21 protein-coding genes are annotated in these 24,280 nt (G+C 37.5%); 16 read left to right on the top strand and 5 right to left on the bottom strand.

Annotation, left to right across the window (positions count from 1 at the left end; translation table 11 throughout):
- Position 1: 1 nt before the first annotated feature.
- Both gldI and LZF87_RS13590 read right to left on the bottom strand, forming a co-directional pair.
- Entirely contained in the window at positions 2 to 559 is a 558-nt protein-coding gene (gene gldI / locus LZF87_RS13595) for a gliding motility-associated peptidyl-prolyl isomerase GldI (protein ID WP_244339782.1), read from the bottom strand.
- Positions 560 to 602: 43 nt separating this feature from the next.
- Positions 603 to 1,637 carry a DHH family phosphoesterase gene (locus LZF87_RS13590; RefSeq protein ID WP_413614304.1) on the bottom strand — a complete coding sequence of 345 codons (1,035 nt, stop codon included), beginning with the start codon at positions 1,635 to 1,637 and terminating at the stop codon, positions 603 to 605.
- Positions 1,638 to 1,730: 93 nt separating this feature from the next.
- Between LZF87_RS13590 and guaA the strand changes: the two genes are divergently transcribed.
- The 13 genes from guaA to pafA all read left to right on the top strand — a co-directional run bounded on the left by guaA (position 1,731) and on the right by pafA (position 17,507).
- On the top strand, positions 1,731 to 3,260 hold the full coding sequence (guaA, locus tag LZF87_RS13585) for a glutamine-hydrolyzing GMP synthase (protein ID WP_244339780.1): 1,530 nt from the start codon (positions 1,731 to 1,733) through the stop codon (positions 3,258 to 3,260).
- Positions 3,261 to 3,337: 77 nt separating this feature from the next.
- Entirely contained in the window at positions 3,338 to 5,287 is a 1,950-nt protein-coding gene (locus tag LZF87_RS13580) for a LysM peptidoglycan-binding domain-containing protein (RefSeq protein WP_244339778.1), read from the top strand.
- The gene (locus LZF87_RS13575; RefSeq protein WP_244339776.1) at positions 5,287 to 5,691 is read left to right on the top strand and encodes an OsmC family protein; all 405 of its coding nucleotides are present in this window, start codon (positions 5,287 to 5,289) and stop codon (positions 5,689 to 5,691) included. Before LZF87_RS13580 ends, LZF87_RS13575 begins: the two co-directional genes overlap by 1 nt.
- Positions 5,692 to 5,695: 4 nt before the next feature.
- Positions 5,696 to 5,929 carry a DUF3820 family protein gene (locus LZF87_RS13570; protein WP_244339774.1) on the top strand — a complete coding sequence of 78 codons (234 nt, stop codon included), beginning with the start codon at positions 5,696 to 5,698 and terminating at the stop codon, positions 5,927 to 5,929.
- Positions 5,930 to 6,193: 264 nt separating this feature from the next.
- On the top strand, positions 6,194 to 7,810 hold the full coding sequence (locus tag LZF87_RS13565) for a CTP synthase (RefSeq protein ID WP_244339772.1): 1,617 nt from the start codon (positions 6,194 to 6,196) through the stop codon (positions 7,808 to 7,810).
- A gap of 98 nt (positions 7,811 to 7,908) precedes the next feature.
- On the top strand, positions 7,909 to 9,795 hold the full coding sequence (yidC, locus tag LZF87_RS13560; protein ID WP_244339770.1) for a membrane protein insertase YidC: 1,887 nt from the start codon (positions 7,909 to 7,911) through the stop codon (positions 9,793 to 9,795).
- An 80-nt stretch (positions 9,796 to 9,875) separates the two neighbouring features.
- Entirely contained in the window at positions 9,876 to 10,676 is an 801-nt protein-coding gene (gene proC, locus LZF87_RS13555) for a pyrroline-5-carboxylate reductase (protein WP_244339768.1), read from the top strand.
- A gap of 194 nt (positions 10,677 to 10,870) precedes the next feature.
- A complete protein-coding gene (locus LZF87_RS13550) occupies positions 10,871 to 11,608 on the top strand; it encodes a toxin-antitoxin system YwqK family antitoxin (protein ID WP_244339766.1) in 738 nt (245 codons plus the stop codon).
- Positions 11,609 to 11,631: 23 nt separating this feature from the next.
- Positions 11,632 to 12,819 carry a tRNA 2-thiouridine(34) synthase MnmA gene (mnmA, locus tag LZF87_RS13545; RefSeq protein ID WP_244339764.1) on the top strand — a complete coding sequence of 396 codons (1,188 nt, stop codon included), beginning with the start codon at positions 11,632 to 11,634 and terminating at the stop codon, positions 12,817 to 12,819.
- A gap of 26 nt (positions 12,820 to 12,845) precedes the next feature.
- A complete protein-coding gene (locus LZF87_RS13540; RefSeq protein ID WP_244339762.1) occupies positions 12,846 to 14,462 on the top strand; it encodes a S8 family serine peptidase in 1,617 nt (538 codons plus the stop codon).
- 12 nt (positions 14,463 to 14,474) lie between these two features.
- Positions 14,475 to 15,416: an NAD(P)H-dependent flavin oxidoreductase gene (locus tag LZF87_RS13535; protein WP_244339760.1), complete on the top strand. Its 942-nt coding sequence runs from the start codon at positions 14,475 to 14,477 to the stop codon at positions 15,414 to 15,416.
- A gap of 19 nt (positions 15,417 to 15,435) precedes the next feature.
- The gene (locus LZF87_RS13530; protein WP_244339758.1) at positions 15,436 to 15,843 is read left to right on the top strand and encodes a hypothetical protein; all 408 of its coding nucleotides are present in this window, start codon (positions 15,436 to 15,438) and stop codon (positions 15,841 to 15,843) included.
- A gap of 50 nt (positions 15,844 to 15,893) precedes the next feature.
- Complete coding sequence (pafA, locus tag LZF87_RS13525; protein WP_244339757.1) at positions 15,894 to 17,507, top strand: alkaline phosphatase PafA; 1,614 nt, start codon at positions 15,894 to 15,896, stop codon at positions 17,505 to 17,507.
- Positions 17,508 to 17,574: 67 nt separating this feature from the next.
- Here pafA and lysA read toward each other — a convergent pair whose 3' ends face one another.
- Positions 17,575 to 18,780 (bottom strand): diaminopimelate decarboxylase, encoded by a 1,206-nt coding sequence (gene lysA / locus LZF87_RS13520; protein ID WP_244339756.1) that lies wholly within the window; start codon positions 18,778 to 18,780, stop codon positions 17,575 to 17,577.
- A 204-nt stretch (positions 18,781 to 18,984) separates the two neighbouring features.
- On the opposite strand from lysA, the gene sucC reads away from it, so the two are divergent.
- Both sucC and LZF87_RS13510 read left to right on the top strand, forming a co-directional pair.
- Positions 18,985 to 20,178: an ADP-forming succinate--CoA ligase subunit beta gene (gene sucC, locus LZF87_RS13515; protein WP_244339755.1), complete on the top strand. Its 1,194-nt coding sequence runs from the start codon at positions 18,985 to 18,987 to the stop codon at positions 20,176 to 20,178.
- 308 nt (positions 20,179 to 20,486) lie between these two features.
- Positions 20,487 to 20,828: a hypothetical protein gene (locus LZF87_RS13510; protein WP_244339754.1), complete on the top strand. Its 342-nt coding sequence runs from the start codon at positions 20,487 to 20,489 to the stop codon at positions 20,826 to 20,828.
- A gap of 72 nt (positions 20,829 to 20,900) precedes the next feature.
- Here the strand turns inward: LZF87_RS13510 and LZF87_RS13505 are convergent, their stop codons facing one another.
- Complete coding sequence (locus LZF87_RS13505; protein ID WP_244339753.1) at positions 20,901 to 21,362, bottom strand: DUF1456 family protein; 462 nt, start codon at positions 21,360 to 21,362, stop codon at positions 20,901 to 20,903.
- Positions 21,363 to 21,443: 81 nt separating this feature from the next.
- Between LZF87_RS13505 and LZF87_RS13500 the strand changes: the two genes are divergently transcribed.
- Complete coding sequence (locus tag LZF87_RS13500; protein WP_244339751.1) at positions 21,444 to 21,845, top strand: TerB family tellurite resistance protein; 402 nt, start codon at positions 21,444 to 21,446, stop codon at positions 21,843 to 21,845.
- Here the strand turns inward: LZF87_RS13500 and LZF87_RS13495 are convergent.
- Positions 21,842 to 24,028, bottom strand: a complete 2,187-nt coding sequence (locus LZF87_RS13495) for a prolyl oligopeptidase family serine peptidase (protein WP_244339750.1) — start codon at positions 24,026 to 24,028, stop codon at positions 21,842 to 21,844. The two genes, LZF87_RS13500 and LZF87_RS13495, sit on opposite strands and share 4 nt — an antisense overlap.
- Positions 24,029 to 24,280: the final 252 nt, after the last annotated feature.

The raw sequence follows: 24,280 nt of genomic DNA, 5'->3' as shown, positions 1-24,280 counted from the left end.
ATTAAGGTTTTACAGATCCTGGTCTAAAATCATTTAATGTTACGGTGCAGATGACAGGTTGGTTGGTTCCGATTTTTTCGTTATCACCATGATAGCCATAAGCCATGTGTGAAGGGAAAAGGAAAGTAACTTTTTCTCCTTTTTTCATCAGTTTGATACCATCGCGTAATCCCATCATAATATGTTGTTTGTCTACAACGTAATTCTGGGTTTGAAGCTCTTCCGCTGTATAGATAACATTGCCGGACAAATCCGTCACTTCGTAATCAAAAACGGCGATATCTCCTTTTTTAGGAGTCACGGTTGCAGTATCGCTTTTTACATTGTAATAATACCAATACCCTTTTGGTGAAGCGATATAATCATTAGCCGTATCTTTTTTGATGATGTTGGCAATTAAGGTTTCTTCGTTGTTTATAAGCTTCTTGTTTCGTTCGATAGACTCTTTAATAAAAGTCCCCGACGAATGCGAAACTGGTTTTCTGGCTTCCTGTTGCTGAGTGCAGCAGGCAAACAATAATCCGGAAAGCATAACTCCGTATATATGTATTTTTTTCATAATTCAATTTTTAAACTGACATTTTAAAAGTATGAGCCGCTTTTTAAGTAAGGACTGTTTCGTCAGTTGTTTTCTTTTCCGATGCTAAAATAGCAATAAATTGTTTTATCGTTTCTTCCATCGATAAATCGGATTTTCCTCCCGCAGCATTAATATGGCCGCCTCCGCTAAAATGATTTCTTGCAAATTGATTCACATCAAAGGCTCCTTGAGAACGGAACGATATTTTGATAAGGCCTTCTTCTTTGTTTTCGATAAAAATTGCGGTAAAGTCGAATCCTTTTAATGATAATCCGTAATTAACAATTCCTTCCGTATCGCCTTTTGCATAGCGAAACATGTCCAATTCTTCCTGACTCAATGTGATATATGACGTTTTGTACTCCGGTAAGAGTTTCATGTTTTGCAGAGCGCGACCTAATAATTGCAGGCGATTGTATGAGCTTGTGTCAAAAAGAAGGTTGTGTATTTTTGAATTCTCAACTCCTTTGTCAATCAAATCCGCTACAACGCGGTGTGTTGTGCTGGTAGTCAATGGAAAACGGAACGATCCCGAATCGGTAACAATACCGGTATAAATACAGGTGGCAACGGTTTTGTTTATCAGATTTTCTCCTCCTAACTGATGAATAAAGTGGTACACCATTTCGCAGGTAGAGCCATATCCGGTATCTGAAAATGTGAATTTGGAATAACTGTCCGGCGACTGATGATGGTCAATCATCACAAATGTTTTGTCCAGTTTCTCCAAACTAGCCTGCATGAAATCGCCAACGCGGTGCAGAGCATTGAAATCAAGTGTGAAAATAATATCCGCCTGATTTAATTTTTCAGTGCAATTTTCGGTGTTTTTTTCAAAAATCATGACTTTTTCAGCGTCAGGCATCCAGGCCAAAAAATTCGGGAACTCGTTAGGAGAGATTACCGAAACGTCATGTTTCTTTTGAGTCAGAAAATGATATAGTCCTAACGTAGAGCCCATTGCGTCTCCGTCAGGGTTTCGGTGAGGAATAATTGCTATTTTTTTAGGGGAAGCTAAAAGTTCTTTAAGTGCTTCAATTTCATTGGTTGTCATCATGTTGCGAAAATACATTTTTTCAGGATAATTTACATTACTTAAATCTTTCAAATTTTTAATTTTTCATTTTCACAGAAATAACTATTTTTGCACATGCAACACAATGTACTTATTTTAGATTTCGGATCGCAATACACTCAGCTTATTGCGCGTAGGGTTCGCGAATTAAACATATTCTGCGAAATTTTTCCTTTTAATCATTTCCCGGATGATTTGTCAAGTTATAAAGCGGTAATTCTATCAGGAAGTCCTTTTTCTGTTCGTGCAGAAGATGCGCCACATCCTGATTTATCCCAAATTCGTGGTAAAATGCCTTTGTTGGCAGTTTGTTACGGTGCTCAGTATCTGGCCCATTTCAGTGGTGGGGAAGTGGCGCCTTCAAACATTCGCGAATACGGTAGAGCTAATTTATCGTTTATTAAAGAGAACGAACTTTTCTTTGATAATGTAGATCTTCACAGTCAGGTTTGGATGAGTCACAGTGATACTATCAAGCAAATGCCGACAAACGGTGTTCGTTTAGCATCGACTAAAGATGTTGAAAATGCTGCATACCGTATCGATGGCGAGACTACTTATGCTATCCAGTTCCACCCGGAGGTTTATCATTCAACAGACGGAAAACAAATGTTGGAAAACTTCTTGGTTAAGATTGCTGAAGTGCCTCAGAACTTTACTCCAAATGCTTTCGTTGAAGAAATCGTAGCCGAAATGAAAGAGAAGATCAAGGACGATAAAGTAGTTCTTGGACTTTCAGGAGGAGTGGATTCAACGGTGGCTGCAGTTTTATTGAACAAAGCAGTTGGCACAAATCTATATTGTATTTTCGTAAATAACGGTTTATTGCGTAAGAATGAATTCGAGAACGTATTGAACCAATATAAAGGAATGGGCTTAAACGTTAAAGGAGTAGATGCCTCTGAACGATTTTTGTCTGAATTAGCCGGAGTGGAAGATCCGGAAACAAAAAGAAAAATCATTGGACGTGTGTTTATCGAAGTGTTTGACGACGAGGCACATCTTATCGAAGATGTAAAATGGTTGGCGCAGGGAACAATTTATCCGGACGTAATCGAATCGGTTTCGGTAAAAGGACCTTCTGCAACTATTAAATCGCATCACAACGTTGGTGGTTTGCCGGATTTCATGAAACTGAAAATTGCTGAACCTTTACGTATGTTGTTCAAAGACGAAGTGCGCAGAGTAGGAGCAACTTTAGGAATTGATCCGGAATTATTGGGAAGACATCCTTTCCCTGGACCGGGATTGTCAATCCGTATCTTAGGAGATATTACTCCGGAGAAAGTGAGAATTCTTCAGGAAGTGGATTATATTTTTACAGAAGGATTAAAAACCCACGGTTTATACAACAAAGTTTGGCAGGCAGGAGCAATCTTGTTGCCGGTAAACAGTGTTGGGGTAATGGGTGATGAGCGTACTTATGAAAAAGTGGTTGCCTTACGTGCTGTAGAATCTACAGACGGAATGACAGCTGACTGGGTACACTTACCGTATGACTTCTTAATGAAAATATCAAACGAGATTATCAATAAGGTAAAAGGGGTGAACAGAGTCGTATACGATATCAGTTCGAAACCGCCGGCCACGATTGAGTGGGAATAAAATAATTAAGAAAAATAGGAATTAAGTCGTTACAATCTATAACTTTGTGACGACTTGTTCGTTTTAAAAAATACCATATGAAGCACTTTTTTTTAGGATTGTCTACTGCTTTATTAGTTTCAGTTTCTGCTTTTTCGCAGACCAAAGAGCACAAAGTTGCCAAAGGTGAAACTGCCTATTCGATAGCCAAAAAATACAATGTGGCGCCGGAAGATATTTATAAATTAAATCCGAATGCCAAAAATGGTGTGAATGAAAATGCGGTGCTTTTAATTCCTGCAAAAGCAGGACAGGCGGCTAAAACTCCAATAAAAGAGACTCCAAAGTCAACAAGTAAAGAAACACCGAAGCCAACCGGTAAAGAAACACGTGTTTATCATGTGGTTGAAGCAAAAGAAACTGTCTTCAGTATCGCGAAGAAATATGATACTACAGTAGAATCGATTAATATAAACAATCCCGACATTGAAAAGGAAGGATTGAAATTAGGACAGTCGATAGTGGTTTTTACCACAAAAAAAGTAAATAAACCTGAAACTGTTAAACCAGTTGTAGCATTATCACCGAAATATCATACGGTAGAACCGAAGGAAACTAAATTCGGAATTGCTAAAAAGAATGGTTTGTCTGTTGAAGAACTTGAGACTTTAAATCCTGAAATAAAAGAAAATCTGGAAATCGGTCAAAAATTACGTCTTAACAAAAATACACCGGTTGTTGCAAAAGCTCCAGTAGTACAGCCTAAACAAATAGTACAGTATAATGATTATACCGTTCAGCCAAAAGAGACATTGTACAGTTTAACAAGAGGGGCAGGGATTAGCCAGGAACAATTGTTGGCAGTGAATCCTGAATTGGCTAACGGAGTTAAAACTGGTATGGTTATCAAAGTACCGTCTGGTGCCAAGTTCAACCAGATTGCTCCTAACAAACAGCAAATGGATATTTCAAAAACCATCAATAAGCAGGAAAGTAAAGAATTGGTTTTGTTGTTGCCGTTCCACATTGAAAAAATCGAAGCGGATTCTGTGAATTCAGTTACGGAAAGACTTAAAAAGGACAAGTTCCTGAACATGACACTGGATTTTTATGCCGGTGCTTTGATTGCGATCGATTCGGCTAAAACGCTTGGATTACCGCTTACGGTTAAAATTTTTGATTCGGAAGAGACTAAAAATTCATCTGCTATTGCATCAGTGATCAGCTCAAATGATTTTTCTAGAACCGATGCTGTTATTGGGCCGTTTTTCCAAAATCATGTGGAAACCACTGCTTCATTACTCGAAAAATACAATACTCCGGTAATTTCACCATTATCAAACGAAAGAGGAAAGCCTTTTTCCAATTTGTTTCAGGCGATGCCGAATGCGTTGGATGTGAAGCGTAAAATGTTCGATTTCATGATGGAGAAAAACGGGAATATTATCGCTGTTATCGATCCTAAAAAAGGAAGTGCAAAGCAATATATTACCGAAAATTACCCTTCGGTGAAAATTGCAGAAATCAATGATAAAGGTGTGCCGACTTTAGAGAATATCAAAAGTCTGATGGTTAAAGATCGAATCAATTATGTGATTCTTGAATCGGAAAAAACCGGAATGGTGTTGAGTACTTGCAATATATTGGTTAGTGCGACTTCTGAGTATCAGGTGCAACTGGTGACTTTGGAGAAAAATGAAACGCTTGATTTTGAAGAGATTCCGTTGAGTAAATTGACAAGGTTGAAATTGCTGTATCCGTCGGTATCAAGAGATAATGAAACACCACAGGCGGCTATTTTTGCAAAAGTGTTCAAAAAGAAAAATAATATCTTCCCTAATCGTTTTGCAACCAGAGGTTTTGATGTAACTTTTGATGTGATTTTGAGATTGTTCCAGGACGGTGGTTATAAAGAATCAGTAAACGAAAAAGCTTCTGAACAGATTGAAAGTAAGTTCAACTATGCAAACATCGAAGGAGGGTACTATAATAAAGGCGTTTATTTATTATATTACGACGAAGATTTAACTTTAAAAGAAGCGAAATAATGGCAACTTCAAAAGTAACGTACCTTGGCGATTTGAGAACGTCGTCTGTACATTTACAATCCGGGAATACAATTATTACTGATGCTCCAACGGATAATAACGGTAAAGGAGAGGCTTTTTCTCCGACGGATTCCGTAGCGAACGCATTGGCTACTTGTATGTTTACTGTAATGGGAATCAAAGCCCGTGATTTGGAAGTTGATTTTTCCGGGTCGACTGCCGAGGTAACCAAAATAATGGCGGCCGATCCAAGACGAATTATTGAAATTCAAATTACCTTTCAAATGAATGTTGCTGCCGATGATAAAACCAGTACCATTCTTGAAAAAACAGCGATGACATGTCCGGTTCTTTTTAGTTTGCATCCGGATATTAAAAAGGAAGTTGTTTTTAATTGGAAGTAATAAAGTGGACAGTCAACAAAAACTTTTAATAAAACTCGCACATACAAAAATGCCCTTCGGAAAATACGAAGGGTATTTTCTTATTGACCTGCCCGAATATTATGTGGTTTGGTATCAGAATAAAGGTTTTCCAAAAGGACAACTTGGCGAACAGTTGCAATTGGTTTATGAGCTCAAACTAAACGGGTTGGAAGAACTCGTGAGAAACATCCGCAGAAACTTTCCGAAACCAAAATAGACGTTTTAATTTGTTAGAGATACTTAGGTAGTTAGATTCGTTAAAATACGTTAATGTTTTAGGTTTTATATACTGTGAATTTTTAAAGAATTCAGATTTTTCGAAGCCTAAGAATGTCTAATAAGCCTAAATGTTTAACAGGAATAGTTAATTATTCGTTATTTTCTAAAAATCTGAGAATTCAACAATTCAAAAATCGAATTATAATCGTATTTTTGCCAGGTTTTTTTAAACAACAACACAACACACAATAAACAATACACAATGAATCAGACGAAGTATATTTTTGTTACAGGGGGCGTAAGTTCTTCTTTAGGAAAAGGGATTATTGCGGCTTCTTTAGCAAAATTATTGCAGGCAAGAGGGTACAGAACAACCATTCAGAAATTCGATCCGTATCTTAATGTGGATCCGGGAACTTTAAATCCATACGAACATGGTGAATGTTATGTAACAGATGACGGAGCTGAAACCGATTTGGATTTAGGGCATTACGAAAGATTTTTGAATGTTCCGACATCTCAGGCGAACAACGTAACCACCGGAAGAGTGTATCTTTCTGTGATTGAAAAAGAGCGTCGTGGAGAGTTTTTGGGTAAAACAGTTCAGGTAGTTCCTCACATCACCAATGAAATCAAGGAGCGTATGCAGTTGCTTGGTAAATCAGGTGATTATGACATTGTGATTACTGAAATTGGTGGAACTGTAGGTGATATTGAATCATTACCATATATAGAATCTGTACGTCAATTGGTATGGGAATTAGGTGAAAACAACGGAATAGTAATTCACTTAACGTTGGTACCTTACTTGGCAGCGGCTGGTGAGTTAAAAACAAAACCAACACAGCATTCCGTGAAAACGTTGATGGAAAGCGGAATTAAAGCCGATATCCTTGTTTGTCGTACAGAGCATGAATTATCACAGGACTTGCGTCAGAAATTAGCGTTGTTTTGTAATGTGAAGAAAGAAGCGGTTATTCAGTCAATCGATGCATCAACTATTTATGATGTTCCAAATCTTATGTTGGAAGAAGGATTGGATAAAGTTGCATTAAAAAAACTGGATTTACCGGAGAAAAATTTACCGGATTTATTGAACTGGAATGAGTTTCTGCATAAACTGAAAAACCCTAAACACGAAGTAAATATCGGTTTGGTTGGTAAATATGTGGAACTACAGGATTCATACAAATCTATTTTGGAAGCCTTTATCCACGCAGGTGCGACAAATGAAACCAAAGTAAACGTGGTAAGTATCCATTCAGAATACCTGGATGCTAAAACAGCGGAAAGTCAATTGAAAGGTTTGGACGGTATTTTGGTTGCTCCTGGGTTTGGTGGTCGCGGAATAGAAGGTAAAATCGAAACAGTTCGCTATGCAAGGGAAAACAAAATTCCGTTCTTAGGAATCTGTTTGGGAATGCAAATGGCTGTAATTGAATATTCAAGAAATGTTTTAGGATTTAAAGATGCGAACTCGACAGAGATGAACGAAAGTACAGCTCATCCGGTAATCAGCATCATGGAAGAGCAGAAAAACATTACCGATAAAGGTGGAACTATGCGTTTAGGTGCTTGGAAATGTCAATTGAAAGAAAATACATTAGCGCACAGAATCTACGGTAAAACCGATATTTTAGAGCGTCACCGTCATCGTTATGAATTCAACGGAGAATATCTGAACGAACTTGAAGCAGCCGGTCTGAAAGCAACAGGAGTTAATCCGGATACCGGTTTGGTAGAGATTGTTGAGTTAGAAAACCATCCGTTCTTCATCGGTGTACAATACCATCCGGAATATAAGAGTACAGTAGCAAATCCACATCCGTTGTTCGTAAACTTTGTGGCTGCTGCAGTTAAAAATAAAGTTGGTTGCTAAAAACAAGGAATTAAGACTTGTTCAGTAACGAATTATAAAAATTTTAGACTAACGAATCGCTTACTGCTAAAAGCCTAACGCTTAAAGCTAAATTAAAAATGGAAGAAAAAAAATTAGATGTTAAAACCATCTTTGGATTTGTGTTAATTGCCGGTTTAATGATTTGGATGATGTACAATAACATCTCCGATGAGAAAAAATCAATGGCAGAAGATGCCAAAAAAGCAACAACCGAAAAGGCAGAAAAAGCAAAAGAGCAAACCGTTGCTGCAGTAATTAGTGATTCGACTCAAACCGATTCCCTGAAAATAAAAGCATTACAGGGATCTTTAGGGGCTTTCGCTTATTCGGCATCATTACCTTCAGCAAAAGAAAATGTTACCGAACTGAAAAACGAAGTCTTAACCCTAAAAATAGCCAATAAAGGTGGTTATATCGTTGAAGTTAAGGTAAATGGTTTCGAGCAATTTGAAAAAGGTTCTGAAAAACCGGTTGAGATTATCAAAAACAATAATGCCAACCTTAATCTTCAGTTGCAGACCAAAGACAATCGTGTTTTAAATACCAAAGATTTATATTTCGAACCTACTCTGACAAAAGAAGGGGAGAATCAGGTGGTAACCATGCGTTTAAAAGCGGGAGCCAACCAATTCTTAGAGTATCGTTATGTGTTGAAACCAAAGGAATATATGATGGATTTTTCCATTCGTACCCAAGGCTTAAACAATGTAATCAATACTTCAAAACCGCTTGATTTAGACTGGCAGTTGAAAGCGTATCGTAATGAGAAAAGTGTAACGTATGAAAACCGATATACTGAAATCGTTTATGAATACGAAGACGGAAAGGACAACTATTTAAGTGCAGCAAGTAAATTGGATGAAACTACTGCAGAAAACTTAACATATGTGGCTTTCAAACAGGATTTGTTCACTTCCATTTTATTGACAGAAACTCCAATTAAAGAAGCGCAGTTAAAATCGGAAAACCTTGTTAATGATGAGGAAAAAGACACAGTTTATACTAAAAATTTCTCGGCTAAATTACCGTTGGAATTTAAAAACGGAGAGTTAAACTATGCCATGAACTGGTACTACGGACCGGCAGATTACAAGATTCTGAATTCTTACGATAAAAACCTTGACGAAGTAATGCCTTTGGGCTGGGGAATTTTCGGCTGGATTAACCGTTATGTTTTCATTCCCGCTTACGGATTCTTGAGTGGGTTCCTACCTCATGGAATTGCCATTGTGATTTTTACCATGTTGGTTCGTTTGGTAATGTCTCCGGTAACGTATAAGTCTTACCTGTCTCAGGCAAAGATGAAAGTATTACGTCCGGAAATTGCTGAACTTAATGAGAAATTCGGTAAGGATCCGATGAAGAAACAACAGGAAACCATGAAATTGTATGGTAAGGCAGGTGTGAATCCTATGGCAGGATGTTTACCGGCACTTATGCAGATTCCTGTGTTCTACGCCTTATTCCAGTTCTTCCCGTCTATGTTCGATTTACGTCAGAAGAGTTTCCTTTGGGCAGATGACTTATCGTCTTATGATTCGATTTTAGAATTGCCTTTCAATATTCCGTTCTACGGAAGTCACGTAAGTTTGTTTCCGATTTTGGCTTCGATTGCTATTTTCTTCTATATGAAAATGACAACAGGAGATCAGCAAATGTCGGCTCCACAACAGGAAGGTATGCCTGATATGGGTAAAATTATGAAAGTGATGCTTTACGTTTCACCAATCATGATGTTGTTCTTCTTTAACAATTATGCATCCGGATTAAGTTTGTATTACTTTATTTCAAACACCATTACTATCGGTATCATGTTAGTGATTAAAAACTACATTGTAGACGAGAAGAAAATCCATGCTAAAATTCAGGAGAATAAAACGAAAGACAAACCGCAAAGCAAGTTCCAAAAGAAAATGCAGGAAATGATGGAGCAGGCGGAAGCTCAGAAAAAAGCCAAAAAATAATTTAATTTAGTTATAATCCAAAAGCCCTGTTTTTAGAAAGTTTGTACTCATAAAATCAGGGCTTTTTTAATTATTAAATAATGAAAATAGCAATTGTCGGTTATGGAAACATGGGGAAGACCTATGCGGGCAGTTTCATTAATTCCCGATTTATTAAAGCAGAAGATATCATCGTTGTGGATAGATCTTTCCCCGGGGATAATGAAACTTTCGGTATTCCTGTTGCTAATTTCACAACTGAAATAAATGATGCTTTTTCGGAAACGGATATAGTTATTTTGGCGGTAAAACCACAGGATTTTATGTCGGTTTCTGAAAAACTGAAATCGAAACTGACTGACAGCCAGATAGTCCTTTCAATAATGGCTGGGGTAACAATCGGTACCATTCAAAAGATGACAGATTCGTCTAAAGTGGTGCGTTCGATGCCGAATATTGTTTCGCAAATCGGAATGGGGATGACGGTTTTTTCGGCTTCTCCGGACATTGACCGCAAGGATTTATTTATCATCCAAAATCTACTGAATACAACCGGAAAGTCAATCTATGTAGATAATGAAAAACTTATAGATGCGGCTACAGCTGTATCAGGAAGCGGACCGGCTTATGTGTTTTATTTCATGAAATCGATGATTAAAGCGGCGGAGCAATTGGGGTTCAAGCCTTCGGAAGCGGAATTGTTGGTCAACCAGACTTTTATGGGATCCATAAATCTGAAAAATGCCAATTCTCTTTCCAACGAAGAATGGATTGCTAAGGTAGCTTCAAAAGGAGGGACAACGGAACGCGCTTTACAGGTTTTCGATGCTTCGGCTACAGAAGATATTATTGCAAAAGCGGTTATGGCTGCTAATGAACGTGCCCTTGAATTGGGTTTATAAAAGTTTTTTTGCTGCAATTCTGAAATTGGAATGTAAATTGTAGATGGGTTGCTGTTTTTTCAGAAGCACAAAAGCACAGGATTTGAATTATTGCTGAAAAACTTAATTTGATTACTTTTGAAATATTTTTCTCAAGTCTGAGTTTTTAGGACTAATGAGTTAAAAAATACTAATTAAAATTGTTTAACAAACAAATGATGAAAATAAAACAAAATTTAGGTTTAGTTTTTTTATTGACACTTTGGTGTTCGGTTTTTTATGGTCAGGATTTTAATAAAATGGACGAAAACGGAAAGCGCCACGGCCTATGGAAAGGTGTTTATGAAGATACCAAAAATCCGCGCTATGAAGGTACTTTTGAGCACGGAACTGAAGTAGGCGTTTTTAAATATTTTGATAATACAGTAAAATTGGTAGTAATCGCTACCCGTGATTTTTCTGCTAAGGATGGTTCGCATTACACTACTTTTTATAATCAGAAAGGATTCAAAGTAAGCGAAGGAAAAGTCGTTGGTAAAGATACTTACGTAGGCGAATGGAAATACTATCATTTGGATTCCAAAGAGATCATGACGCTTGAAAATTATGTTGATGGTAAGTTGAATGGTGTCCGCAAAGTTTATTTTCCGAATGGAAAGATCGCTGAGGAAGTAACTTACATGAATGGTAAGAAAGAAGGCAATTATAAAAAATATGCCGAAAACGGAGTACTACTTGAAGAGTCGAATTATAAAAATGACCAATATGAGGGTGTGGCTACTTTCCGACTTTCTGATAAGCAAATCACCGGGCAGGGAATGTTTAAAAACGGAAAGAAAGTTGGCAAGTGGAAGATACTTGAAAAAGGAAAACTAAAAACCGTTAACATGGACTTGCAGGGTAAGAAATTCGAAAAAAGAACTAAACCTGTAGAAGATTATCCGGGCAAATAAATTAAATCATAGAGTTGAAAATAATGAAACGTGTAGTTGTAGGACTTTCAGGTGGTGTAGATTCGAGTGTTGCTGCTTATCTTTTAAAAGAACAAGGATATGAGGTTATTGGGCTTTTCATGAAGAACTGGCATGATGATTCTGTGACCATTTCAAATGAATGTCCATGGTTGGAAGATAGCAATGATGCATTGTTGGTGGCGGAAAAATTAGGAATTCCGTTTCAGACTGTTGATTTGAGCGAGCAATACAAAGAAAAAATCGTTGATTATATGTTCAGCGAATATGAAAATGGGAGAACTCCAAATCCTGATGTGTTGTGTAACCGCGAAATCAAATTTGACGTTTTCATGAAAATTGCCCTGAGTCTGGGCGCCGATTATGTGGCAACCGGACATTATTGCCGTAAAGGTACAATCCAGGCTGAAGGAAAAGAAATTTTCCAGCTTTTGGAAGGCGTGGACGGCAATAAAGACCAGTCATATTTCCTTTGTCAATTATCACAGGAGCAATTGTCAAAAGCTTTATTTCCTATTGGTGAATTGACAAAACCTCAGGTTCGTGAAATTGCCGCGAAAATGGATTTGGTTACAGCAGAAAAGAAAGACTCTCAGGGATTGTGTTTCATCGGAAAAGTACGTTTGCCCGAGTTTTTGCAACAGCAATTACAGCCAAAAGAAGGATTGATTTATGAAGTTGGTGCAGACAGTCCGATTTATTCCGTTCAGAAACCGGAATTCAATTCACTGGAAGAAGAATTAGCATACGAATCTAAAAATATAGAATACAAACCAGAATATGGTAAGGTAGTCGGAAAGCATCAGGGAGCACATTATTTTACCATCGGACAACGAAAAGGATTGAATGTTGGCGGAACTAAAGAACCTCTGTTCATTATAGCTACCGATGTTAAAACGAATTCGATTTATACCGGTCAAAGCTCCAATCATCCCGGCTTATTTAAAAATGCATTGTTGGTTAAGACTCCGGAAATTCACTGGATTCGTGAAGATTTAGCATTAAAGGATGGCGAATCTATGGATATCATGGCCAGAATTCGTTACCGTCAGCCGCTGCAGGAAGCAAAATTATACAAATTTGAAAGAGGGATGTATGTGGTTTTCGAAGAACCGCAGTCAGCCATAACGGAAGGGCAATTTGTTTCATGGCATATTGAAGATGAACTAGTTGGTTCGGGAGTAATTTCATAAATTAGCATTTCCCAAAGAAGCAAACCATGAAAAAAATCAGCCTTTTTATTGTCCTGCTGTTATCGTTAAAGTCATTTTCTCAGGAAGATGCCTGGATTTATTTCATGGATAAACCCAACGCTCAGTCCTATATTGACAATCCGATCAATATGCTTTCTCAAAGGGCAATAAATCGTCGGATCACTCAAGGTATTGCTTTGAATGTTCAGGATGCCCCAATTCATCAGTCTTATATCGATCAAGTTGAAGCAGCTGCAGGAATAACAGTAAAGGCAAAGTCAAAATGGCAGAATGCTGTGCATGTAAGAGGTACTCAATCAAATATAGCCGCTCTTTCGGCATTGAGTTTTGTCAGTAGTATCAGGTATGCTAATCACTCGCTAAATCCGGGAGGACGAATAGCTTCAGTATCTAATCGGAATACACAGAAGATCAATAAGTTTATGGATACTCAGGTGAATTATAATTACGGATCATCTGCAACACAAGTTCAAATGCTCAATGCACATTGGTTACACCAACAGGATTACACCGGTGAAGGGAAAATCATTGCTGTTATGGATGCTGGTTTTCCAGGAGTAAATACTCAAGAGCCGTTTCGCCGTTTAAGAGATTATAATCTGATTTTAGGTGGATATGATTTTGTAAACAGAACCAATAATCCTTACACAGGTTTTCAGCACGGTACACAAGTATTGTCAAATATGGGCGGTTTTGTGGATAATCAATTGATTGGAACATCACCTAATGCAAAATATTATTTATTCATAACAGAGGATATGAATGATGAAAATCCGGTAGAAGAAAGTTATTGGGTAGAAGCATTGGAAATGGCGGATAGTCTTGGAGTTGACGTTGTGAATACTTCTTTGGGGTATTTTGAATATAGCAACCCGGCTTACAGTTATACTTATAATGATTTAAACGGTCAGAAGTCATTTGCTTCAAGAGCAGCCAATATCGCTTTCAGTAAAGGAATGATTTGTGTTACTTCTGCCGGAAACTCAGGAAATACATCAAATCCGTACATTGGGGTTCCAGCAGATGCGGCTACAAATTTAACTGTCGGCGCTGTAAATACTAATGAAGTTAAAACGGGTTTCAGTTCTATTGGACCTACATTTGACGGCAGAATAAAGCCAGACCTGATGGCTATGGGACTTAATGCGACAGTGGCAACGGAAAACGGAACTATTAGCTCAGGTTCCGGGACATCATTTGCCGGGCCGATTTTGGCGGGTGCAGTAACTTCGTTTTGGAGTGCGTTTCCGAATAAGACCAATGCCGAAATCATTCAGTTGGTGAAAGGATCTGCCGATCGCTTTTCAAATCCGAATAACGATTATGGTTATGGGATTCCCGATTTTCAATTGGCTTTTAATAATGCAATATCGGCTTCGCAATTTGAGGAGAAGAAGTTCATGCTTTATCCGAACCCGGCAAAAAATCAGATAATCGTAAGTTTTACCCCGTCAGTTAAAGATTCTGAGATTTCGCTGTACAATATTCTCGGGCAAACGGTGTTAAAGAAGAAAATAAAAGACAATCAGTCAATCGATATAGACAATTTAAACGCAGGAATTTATACTTATAAAATTACTCTTAATCAAAAAACGGAAACCGGTAAATTGATAAAGAAGTAATGCTCTAAAACAATGAACAGAATAACAGAACTTTTTAATATTAAGTATCCAATCGTCCAGGGAGGAATGATTTGGAACAGTGGTTATAAATTAGCCAGTGCCGTAAGTAATGCCGGCGGATTAGGATTGTTAGGTGCAGGCTCCATGTATCCGGAAGTGCTTCGCGAACATATTCAGAAATGCCAGAAAGCAACCGATAAGCCTTTTGGGGTAAACGTTCCGATGCTGTATCCGGATATTGAACTTATCATGAATATAATCGTGGAAGAAGGCGTGAAAATTGTCTTTACATCCGCAGGAAATCCAAAAACATGGACTTCTTTTTTGAAAGAGAGAGGAATTACTGTTGTTCATGTGGTAAGCAGTTCAAAGTTTGCCTTGAAAGCTCAGGAAGCTGGAGTGGATGCTGTTGTTGCCGAAGGATTTGAAGCTGGGGGACACAATGGAAGGGAAGAGACCACTACACTTACTTTAATCCCGATGGTAAAAGAAAATATCACAATTCCGCTAATTGCAGCAGGAGGAATTGCTACCGGAAGAGGTATGCTGGCGGCCATGGCATTAGGTGCAGACGGTGTTCAGGTCGGGAGTCGTTTTGCTGCTTCTTTTGAAAGTTCTTCGCACGATAATTTCAAACAGACCATTATTGATGTTGAAGAAGGAGGAACTCACTTGACATTGAAGGAATTAGCTCCGGTTCGTCTGGTTAAAAATAAGTTCTATCATGACGTTCAGGAATTATATGCAAAATGTCCAACAACAGATGAGTTAAAAGCATTGCTGGGACGAGCCAGAGCAAAACGAGGTATGTTTGAAGGCGATTTAGAAGAAGGCGAACTTGAAATCGGGCAAATATCCGGTTTAATCCACGATATCAAACCAGTAAAACAAATTGTGGACGATATGATGTCTGAATTTGAAATTGCCAGAAGCCAAGTAGCATCATTATTGTAAAATCTGAAAGAAAAAATATATGAAGTTTTTAAAAAATATCAGTTTAGTATTCCTTTTGTTTATCGGACTAAGTGCTTCGGCGCAATCTTACCGTTTTGAAACATCAGGAGTGAGTATGAGTGTTAAGAATTCCAAAGGACAATGGAGTAAGTATTCCGATTTTAAAGAGGCTAAAATAGTTGTTACTTTAGACACGAGTAAAGACCGAATCGTAGTGTATTCTGAAGTGGTTCAGTTGTATACCATCCTGGGTTATGATGATCCGAAAACCAATGAAGAAGGAAGTGTTGATACCTTTCAATGTGTGAATGTTGACGGCGAGAAATGTGTGTTGGCCATCCGTTCAATAAAAGGAAGTGATGTAAAACAATTGTATATCTATGAAGACAGCAGGGTTCTGATATACAACATGAAATACGTAAAATAAAATAATTAAAGTCCCGGTTTTTCGGGATTTTTTATGCCAAAAAAAGAAATATGAGAAGATTACTTCAGCTTGCAGCTTTAGGGTTAGTTTCAGTAGTGTCGGCACAGCAAAAACCAAAATTGGTTGTTGGAATCGTGGTCGATCAGATGAAAATGGAATATTTATATCGTTTTTCAGATGATTTTTCAGCGAACGGTTTCAAACGATTGATGAATAACGGCTATACGTTTCATAACATGCATTATAATTATATGCCAACGTATACCGCTCCGGGTCATGCATCTGTTTATACCGGGACCACGCCTGCAACTCACGGAATTGTCGGAAACGAATGGTTCAATAAAGGGGAAGGCAAAGTAGTGTATTGCACCGATGACGCTGCAGTAAAACTTGTCGGTAACGGAGTGGAGAGCGAGGGAAAGATGTCTCCTAAAAACCTTCAGGCGACGACTATTACTGATGAATTGCGATTGGCTACAAGCTTTAAAGGGAAAGTGATCGGTATGAGTCTGAAAGACCGCGGAGCCATTTTGCCAGCAGGTCATTTTGCTAATGGCGCATTTTGGTACAGTCAAACAGGAGCTTTTATTTCGAGTACGTTTTACGGCGAAAAGTTACCGGAATGGGTTATGCAATTCAACAATGAAAAAAACTTTCAGAAATATATAGATAAAGGTTGGGATCTATTGAAACCCAAAGCAACTTACAATGAGAGTTTGACGGATAACAATCCGTATGAAGGTTTGTTGTTTAAAAAAACGCCTTTTTTTCCATATAGTTTAAAAGAAATGTATGTCAATAATGATGCAGGAATATTGCGCTCAACGCCCTTCGGTAATGATTTGTTGGAAGAATTTGCTGAAAGAGCAATCGCTGGAGAAGGTTTGGGTAAAGATGATATCACTGATTTCCTGACAGTCAGTTTTTCATCAACTGATTATATCGGACATACACTCGGCCCGCGTTCCATAGAATTACAGGATACTTATCTGCGTCTGGATGAAACCATAGCTGAATTTCTGTCTTGCCTGGACAAAAATGTAGGGAAAGGTAATTATTTACTTTTCTTAACTGCAGATCATGCCGGAGCGGAAAATGTCAAATATCTAAAAGACAATAAGTACGATGTGGATAATATTCCTTGGAAGAATATCGAATCTGAATTGGGTGAGTTTTCAACAAAGGCATTCGGAGTTAATCTGCTTTTGGATTATTCGAATTACAACATTTTCTTTAATAAGGAACTTATTAAGTCAAAAGGATTGGAATTGTCTAAAGTGAAGCAGACATTTAGGGAGTATCTGTATGCGCAGAAATACATTAAGAAAGTATTTACCGAAGAAGAAATCCTAGCAGCATCCGGTAATGACTATTATTTGAATGCTGTTGCAAAAGGATATGATCCTGTGCAAAATGGGGAATTGGCTCTGTTGTTTAAACCGGCTTATGTCGAGTATACCACTACCGGAACAACACATGGCAGCCCGTACACTTATGATACTCATGTACCGGCAATTTTCTATGGTTGGGGAATTGAAAAAGGGGAGTCGCACGATAAAAAAGCGATAACGCAGATTGCACCGACTGTGGCTCAAAAACTCCACATACAGTTTCCAAACGGAACGGAAGCCGAGGTGCTTACTGAAGTATTGGAAGGAAGATAAAAAAAAGGCTGTTTTATTTTAAAACAGCCTTTTTTCATAGTTATAACAGAATGAATTTTGGTTTCAATTAGATTTCAACCTCAATCTGATTTCTTAAAATATCATCAAGCGTTTCGCGTTGACGGATTAAATGCGCTTTACCATCATTCCAAAGTACTTCCGCAGGTTTGAAACGTGAATTGTAGTTGGACGACATGGAGAAACAATAAGCTCCTGCATTTCTGAAACTTAAAATATCACCTTCTTTAATTTCAGTGATTTTTCTGTTGGTTGCAAAGGTATCAGTTTCACAGATATAACCTACTACCGAGTAGAAACGCTCTTTTCCTTTTGGATGTGAAATATTTTCAATATGATGTTCTGAACCATATAACATCGGACGGATTAAGTGGTTAAATCCACTATCAACTCCGGCGAAAACAGTAGAGGTGGTTTGTTTTACTACATTTACTTTAGCTAAGAAATAACCTGCTTCACTCACAAGGAATTTACCAGGCTCAAAGGCTAAAGTCAATTCGCGTCCGTATTCTTTTTCGAAAGCCAAAAAGCGTTTGGTTAATTTTTTACCCATTTCTTCCACGTTGGTTTCAATATCGCCTTTTTTGTAAGGTACTTTGAATCCGCTTCCGAAATCAAGGAAATCCAATTGTTTGAAGTTCTTAGCTGTATCAAATAAAATCTCGGCTGCATATAAGAACACTTCGATGTCTAAAATATCGGAACCTGTATGCATGTGGATTCCGTTGATGTGCATTTTAGTATTTTCCACAATTCTCAAAATATGAGGTAACTGGTGGATTGAAATACCGAATTTACTGTCGATGTGACCTACAGAAATATTCGAGTTTCCGCCCGCCATTACGTGTGGATTGATACGGATACAAACCGGTACTTTAGGATGTTTTGCACCGAACTGTTCTAAGATAGAAAGGTTGTCAATGTTGATTTGTACCCCTAAAGCAGCTGCTTCTTCGATTTCGTCCAAAGAAACGCCATTTGGGGTATAGATTATCATTTCCGGAGAAAAACCGGCATGTAATCCCAGTTTTACTTCCTGGATGGAAACAGTATCAAGTCCGGAACCGATCTTCTTCAGTAGCTTTAGAACAGATAGGTTTGACAATGCCTTACATGCATAATTGATGCGTAGTCTTTCCACCTTGGAAAAAGCACTGGTTAAACGGTTGTACTGTGATTGAATTTTCGCGGCATCATACACATATAGTGGACACCCAAATTCTTCTGCTACTGAAAGTAATTGATTAGATTCCATTTTTAATTAAATTTTTCGTAAAAATAGTAAACATTTTTGACTTGGAACTGCCGATAATTAAATTTTAACAGAATGTTGAATTATTGTTCGACGCGTTATAATTTTTGTGAGGCATGTTATGTTATAAATCAAAAAAACATTAGGCACATTCAATATACTTTGTTATTTTTGTGGCACTTTTATTTTATAAGAAACATCTATATTATGAACTTACACGAATATCAAGGGAAACAAATATTAGCAAGCTACGGAGTACGTGTACAACGTGGTTATGTTGCGAATAACGCTGAAGAAGCGGTATTAAAAGCTAAGCAACTTACAGACGAAACCGGTACAGGTTGGCATGTAATCAAAGCTCAGATTCACGCGGGTGGTCGTGGAAAAGGTGGTGGAGTTAAATTGGCTAAGAATTTAGATCAAGTTAAAGAAATCGCTGATCAAATTATCGGGATGGATTTAATTACTCCTCAAACTCCTCCAACCGGAAAGAGAGTTCACAAGGTATTAGTTGCAGAAGATGTTTACTATCCGGGTGAGAGTGAAACTAAAGAGTTTTACATGTCAGTTTTATTAAACCGTGGTACAGGCCGTAACATGATTATGTATTCTACTGAAGGTGGAATGGATATCGAAGAAGTAGCTGAGCATACACCACACTTAATCTTTCACGAAGAAATCGATCCTGCTGTAGGATTACAAGGTTTCCAGGCAAGAAGAATTGCTTTCAACTTAGGATTATCAGGTGACGCGTTTAAAGAAATGATCAAATTTGTTGACGCATTATACAAAGCATACATTGGTTCTGACTCTTCTATGTTTGAAATCAACCCAGTGTTGAAAACTTCAGACAACAAAATCATGGCAGTTGATGCTAAAGTAACTTTAGATGACAACGCGTTATATCGTCATGCTGACCTTGCTGAAATGAGAGATATCACAGAAGAGCGTCCAATTGAAGTAGAAGCTAAAGAAGCTGGATTAAACTATGTAGACCTTGACGGTACAGTTGGATGTATGGTTAACGGTGCAGGTTTGGCTATGGCAACTATGGACTTAATCAAATATGCAGGTTTCGAACCGGCTAACTTCCTTGACGTAGGAGGAACTGCTGACGCAAAACGTGTAGAAGTAGCTTTCCGTATTATCTTAAAAGATCCTAACGTAAAAGCTATCTTAATCAACATCTTCGGTGGTATCGTTCGTTGTGACCGTGTAGCGCAAGGTGTAGTTGATGCTTACAAAAACATGGGAGACGATATCAAGGTGCCAATCATCGTTCGTTTACAAGGAACTAACGCTGAAATCGCTAAAGAATTAATCGATAATTCAGGTATGCCGATTTTATCTGCAGTTCAGTTCCAGGAAGCTGCTGATCAGGTTAAAGCTGCTTTAAGCTAATCTAAGAACGTTTTAGACCTATATAAAAAAGGCCTTAGCAATTGCTAAGGCCTTTTTTGTTACACCAATGTAAATTTATTGTGATTCGCCTTTAGAAGTTTAAGTTAATGTGATGTGCTGTATTTGATTTTTAACACCATTTTGTTCGTTAATCTAAATAAATCGATGTTTCATAGTATATTCTTTGAAGAATCAAGAATAGAGTTAGAGCTAGTTTTAAATGATGGTTAAGCTATTGAAAATTAGTTCTTTTGGTTGTGAGGTTTGTGTAATTTTGACCTGTAATCAAATCAAAAAAATCAAAAAAAATGAAAAAATTAATCGGATTGTTTATTGTTGTGCTTTTTATGAATACAACATTTGTTTCGGCTAACAATTCTAATGCAACAGTAGATTTACCAAAAGCTGTAAAAAAAGTGGTTAAGTTGTTAGAGACAACTAAATTCGACGTGGAACTTGAAAAAGAGGTAGTAGTAAAAGTACAGGTTAAGATTAATTCTGATAACGAAATCGTTGTATTAAATGTTGGAACAGATAACGAAGCGATTAAAAGATTCATTTCACAGAAACTGAATTACAAAAAGATCGATGCAGGTCAGTTAAAACAAGGCAGTGAATATTCCTTTTATGTGACTTTTAAACCGGAATAAATTGCAAATTTTCTGAATTGAAAATCCCAGGTCAGAAGCCTGGGATTTTTGTTTTATGTGCTGAAAAAAGAATTATTTATTGTCCTTTTTCTTTCCGAGGTTGAATTTCACTCTCTCAACGATTGGTTCTTTTTTCGGAGCGGGTTTGCCTTTGGAGGCAGACTTTTTAAAATCGGTTTTCGACTTAGGTTTATCGCCTGTACTTTTAGGCTTTTCATTGGAGAATTTAGGTTTGTCGTCCGTTCTTCGTCCTTCTTCTGTTTTTGGAGCGTCGTTTTTGTGGTTTTTTATGACGTCTAAGGGATTTTTAGGGCTTTCCTTTGTTCCGCGTAAATGAATAATTAAAGCGTTCAGGAAATTGCGTAAAACCTGGTCGCCACATTCCATGTATTTCGGATGGTCTTCATTACGGAAAAAATTACCTATTTCCCCTTTCGAAATTCGGAAATCCACCAATTCCAAAATAGTAACAATTTGATCGTCTCGCAATTGCAGTGCTACCCTTAATTTTTTAAATATATCGTTGTTTGTCATAAGTCTCAAGTATAAGTTCGACAAAGATACAGTTTTAAGAAATGAGATTTTGTTATAACTTCGCAAAAAAATAAAGTTAGAATGGATACTTACGAAGAAAAAATAAGCCTTATTTCCGAAATGATTGCTTTTGCAGTGGTTGATGGTGAATTGCATGACCGAGAATATGATTTTCTGTGGATTGTAGCTCAGGAACTCGGGATTAAGAAAGAGATTTTTCTTGAATTATTTGGAAAGCGTGACTCCGTAAAAGTGATTAAAGACGAACATCATCGTATTATGCAGTTTTATCGTTTGGCTTTATTGATGCATTCCGATGGTATCCTGCATGAAAGGGAAATACAGGCTATAAATGAAATTGGTATTAATATGGGATTGAATCCTATGGGAATCAAAAAGACCTTAAGAGCAATGGCCCAATCACCAAACCAAATGATTGAGCCGGAAAAATTGCTCTTTTCTTTTGAATTACAGCACAATTAATGACTCTGTATTTTTTGAGAAGGTTGGAATTTAGGATGTCCGGTATACTGATACGCAAAACTCATAATGTCTCCAATACTTTCAAAAGCTTTTGTTTTACTGTCCCCCATACCGTGTCCTGCTTCAAAATCGGTTAGGAAAAGGATTGGTTTATCCGATGAGTTAGCATTTTGTAATCGTGCTGCAAACTTTGAAGGTTCCCAAGCAATAACTCTAGGGTCGTTCATTCCTGCTGTAATTAAGGTCGCCGGATAAGCAGTTCCTTTTTTGACATGATGAAACGAATCCATTTCCAATAGTGCTTTAAACTCTTCTTCATTTTTAACTGAGCCAAATTCTGGAACATTGCCCGGTCCGTTAGGGGAGTTCTCAGCTCTTACCGTATTCAGACACCCGACTTCAGGAATGGCGGCAGCAAATAAATCAGGGCGCTCAGTTAATGCCCGGCCAATCAATATTCCACCTGCACTTCCGCCTAATATTGCAATTCTGTTTGTAGAAGTATATTTTTCCCGAATTAAGTATTCTGCAGAAGCTATAAAATCTTTCCAAGTATTTGGTTTAGTTGTTTTCTGACCGCCTTTGTGCCATGCATCACCCAATTCACCGCCGCCTCTTACGTGCGGGATCACAAAAATACCGTCATAAGCACAATACGATAATATAAATCCGGGACTAAACCAAGGTTGTAATGACATCCCATAAGCTCCATATCCCATCATAAGAACAGGATTGTTTCCATTAAGTTTCATGTTTTTATTATAGATAATCGAAACAGGTATCATTGTTCCATCATGCGATGGTACCATTACCTCTTTGGAAACCATATTTTTAAATTCGGGATACTCAATTTGTTTCGTTAGCGGTTGAAATGCAAATGAATTTGTTGCTGGGTTGTACTGGTAGCGTTTTGTAGGCGATGTCCAGCCTGAAATTGTTACCCAGATATCACCTCTGTTTTCACTAATAGCCGATAAGCTAGCCGACCCTGCTTCAAACGGTAATTTCACCTCTGAGGGAACAGATTTTTCCTTAGCTAGAAAATATACTTTGGCCTGAACGCCATTTTCCGTTACGGAATAATAAAGGCCGTCTTTTGTAACGGTAAAAGCTGTAATGTTTCCGTTTTTAGGTTCTTCAATGACAGTGACCGCATTTTCGATGTTTGGGTTTGCTATAGGAACTTTAATAATCTTGTAATTGGAAGCATTTTTAAAAGTCTGATAATAAATAAATTCTTTGTCTACAGCAAAATTTACGACTTCATCTTTTTTATCAACTAAAGTAGTCCATTTGGTTGGACTGAAGTCATTTTTGTAATCAGAGGTGTATAATTTAAGTCTTTTGTCTACAGTAACAACAAGACCATAATTTTTGTTTGAATTTTTATGGTAGTAGTTGATCGGAAATTCTTCAGGACCGATATTGAGTTCCGGATTGGTACTGTTAGAAAAGAATTCGACATCTTTTTTCGGATCATCACCTAGTTTATGATAAAATGCTTTCGAATTTAATAAACGATTTACATCAGTTACATCAGAAGAATTTAATCTGCTGTATGTGAATGAATTGCCGTCAGGAAGCCAGGAGGGCGAGCTGAACCAGCATCTGTTGTAAACTTCCGGATACAATTTTCCACTAGTGTTTATAATTAACAGTTCGGCACTCTCAGAACCGCTTGGCGCAATTTCAAAAGCAACTTTATCTCCTTTTTCATTTGGAGTAATGGAACTGATACTATAATTTAATCCGTCTGATTTTTTATACGTTTCGGGATCAAAAAGTAATTTTTCATCTCCCTTAAATCCTAGTCGATGGTATAGTTTTCCATTTTCTTCGTTGGCTTTTCTTTTCAAATAGAAATAATTGTCGTTTTCTGTGATCTGTAAATTGGTAATAACACTTTCTTTTCGTTTGTCAAGCTCATTCAGTTTTGCAATGAGCTTTTGTCGCTCAGAAATCTGATCAATTTTTGTTCTTGCATAATTAGCGTTGGATTTCATCCATTCCACTACTTTCGGATCACTTAGGTTTTCAAGATAACGATACGGATCTTCAAGTTTAACGCCGAAATATTCATCGGTTACCACTTTTTCGGGTGCCGTTTGAGGTTTTAATTGTCCCTGTGAAGGAAGGATTGTACTTAATGTCAATCCTAAGGTGAGAAGATAACTTTTTTTCATAAAGGGTTGGTTTAAGATGATAAGCCAGATTGCAGTTAGTTTATAAATATACTAACGCCTAAGGATTAATTGATTTAAAATGTTAAATAACCGACAAAACTTTAAAAAATCAGTTAAACAACATGGAATACCATAAGTTATTTGTTGGCTTTGCTTCGGAATTGTTAAACGGCATAAATTGCTGATATTGACTTTTTCGGGACTGATGATATTGATATTGGAACCCTCATTTGGCGTCAGAGGCAGGGTTTC

The sequence above is a fragment of the Flavobacterium enshiense genome, from assembly GCF_022836875.1.
Lineage (GTDB): Bacteria > Bacteroidota > Bacteroidia > Flavobacteriales > Flavobacteriaceae > Flavobacterium > Flavobacterium enshiense_A.
The sequence above is the reverse complement of the archived record's forward strand: the minus strand, read 5'-3'. Positions and strand labels throughout refer to the sequence as shown.

Excerpts from the sequence above, each read along its gene's own strand:
- gldI (WP_244339782.1), bottom strand. The coding sequence starts at position 559 with ATGAAAAAAATACATATATACGGAGTTATGCTTTCCGGATTATTGTTT.
- LZF87_RS13590 (WP_413614304.1), bottom strand. The coding sequence starts at position 1,637 with ATGATGACAACCAATGAAATTGAAGCACTTAAAGAACTTTTAGCTTCC.
- guaA (WP_244339780.1), top strand. The coding sequence starts at position 1,731 with ATGCAACACAATGTACTTATTTTAGATTTCGGATCGCAATACACTCAG.
- LZF87_RS13580 (WP_244339778.1), top strand. The coding sequence starts at position 3,338 with ATGAAGCACTTTTTTTTAGGATTGTCTACTGCTTTATTAGTTTCAGTT.
- LZF87_RS13575 (WP_244339776.1), top strand. The coding sequence starts at position 5,287 with ATGGCAACTTCAAAAGTAACGTACCTTGGCGATTTGAGAACGTCGTCT.
- LZF87_RS13565 (WP_244339772.1), top strand. The coding sequence starts at position 6,194 with ATGAATCAGACGAAGTATATTTTTGTTACAGGGGGCGTAAGTTCTTCT.
- yidC (WP_244339770.1), top strand. The coding sequence starts at position 7,909 with ATGGAAGAAAAAAAATTAGATGTTAAAACCATCTTTGGATTTGTGTTA.
- proC (WP_244339768.1), top strand. The coding sequence starts at position 9,876 with ATGAAAATAGCAATTGTCGGTTATGGAAACATGGGGAAGACCTATGCG.
- LZF87_RS13550 (WP_244339766.1), top strand. The coding sequence starts at position 10,871 with ATGATGAAAATAAAACAAAATTTAGGTTTAGTTTTTTTATTGACACTT.
- mnmA (WP_244339764.1), top strand. The coding sequence starts at position 11,632 with ATGAAACGTGTAGTTGTAGGACTTTCAGGTGGTGTAGATTCGAGTGTT.
- LZF87_RS13540 (WP_244339762.1), top strand. The coding sequence starts at position 12,846 with ATGAAAAAAATCAGCCTTTTTATTGTCCTGCTGTTATCGTTAAAGTCA.
- LZF87_RS13535 (WP_244339760.1), top strand. The coding sequence starts at position 14,475 with ATGAACAGAATAACAGAACTTTTTAATATTAAGTATCCAATCGTCCAG.
- LZF87_RS13530 (WP_244339758.1), top strand. The coding sequence starts at position 15,436 with ATGAAGTTTTTAAAAAATATCAGTTTAGTATTCCTTTTGTTTATCGGA.
- pafA (WP_244339757.1), top strand. The coding sequence starts at position 15,894 with ATGAGAAGATTACTTCAGCTTGCAGCTTTAGGGTTAGTTTCAGTAGTG.
- lysA (WP_244339756.1), bottom strand. The coding sequence starts at position 18,780 with ATGGAATCTAATCAATTACTTTCAGTAGCAGAAGAATTTGGGTGTCCA.
- sucC (WP_244339755.1), top strand. The coding sequence starts at position 18,985 with ATGAACTTACACGAATATCAAGGGAAACAAATATTAGCAAGCTACGGA.
- LZF87_RS13510 (WP_244339754.1), top strand. The coding sequence starts at position 20,487 with ATGAAAAAATTAATCGGATTGTTTATTGTTGTGCTTTTTATGAATACA.
- LZF87_RS13505 (WP_244339753.1), bottom strand. The coding sequence starts at position 21,362 with ATGACAAACAACGATATATTTAAAAAATTAAGGGTAGCACTGCAATTG.
- LZF87_RS13500 (WP_244339751.1), top strand. The coding sequence starts at position 21,444 with ATGGATACTTACGAAGAAAAAATAAGCCTTATTTCCGAAATGATTGCT.
- LZF87_RS13495 (WP_244339750.1), bottom strand. The coding sequence starts at position 24,028 with ATGAAAAAAAGTTATCTTCTCACCTTAGGATTGACATTAAGTACAATC.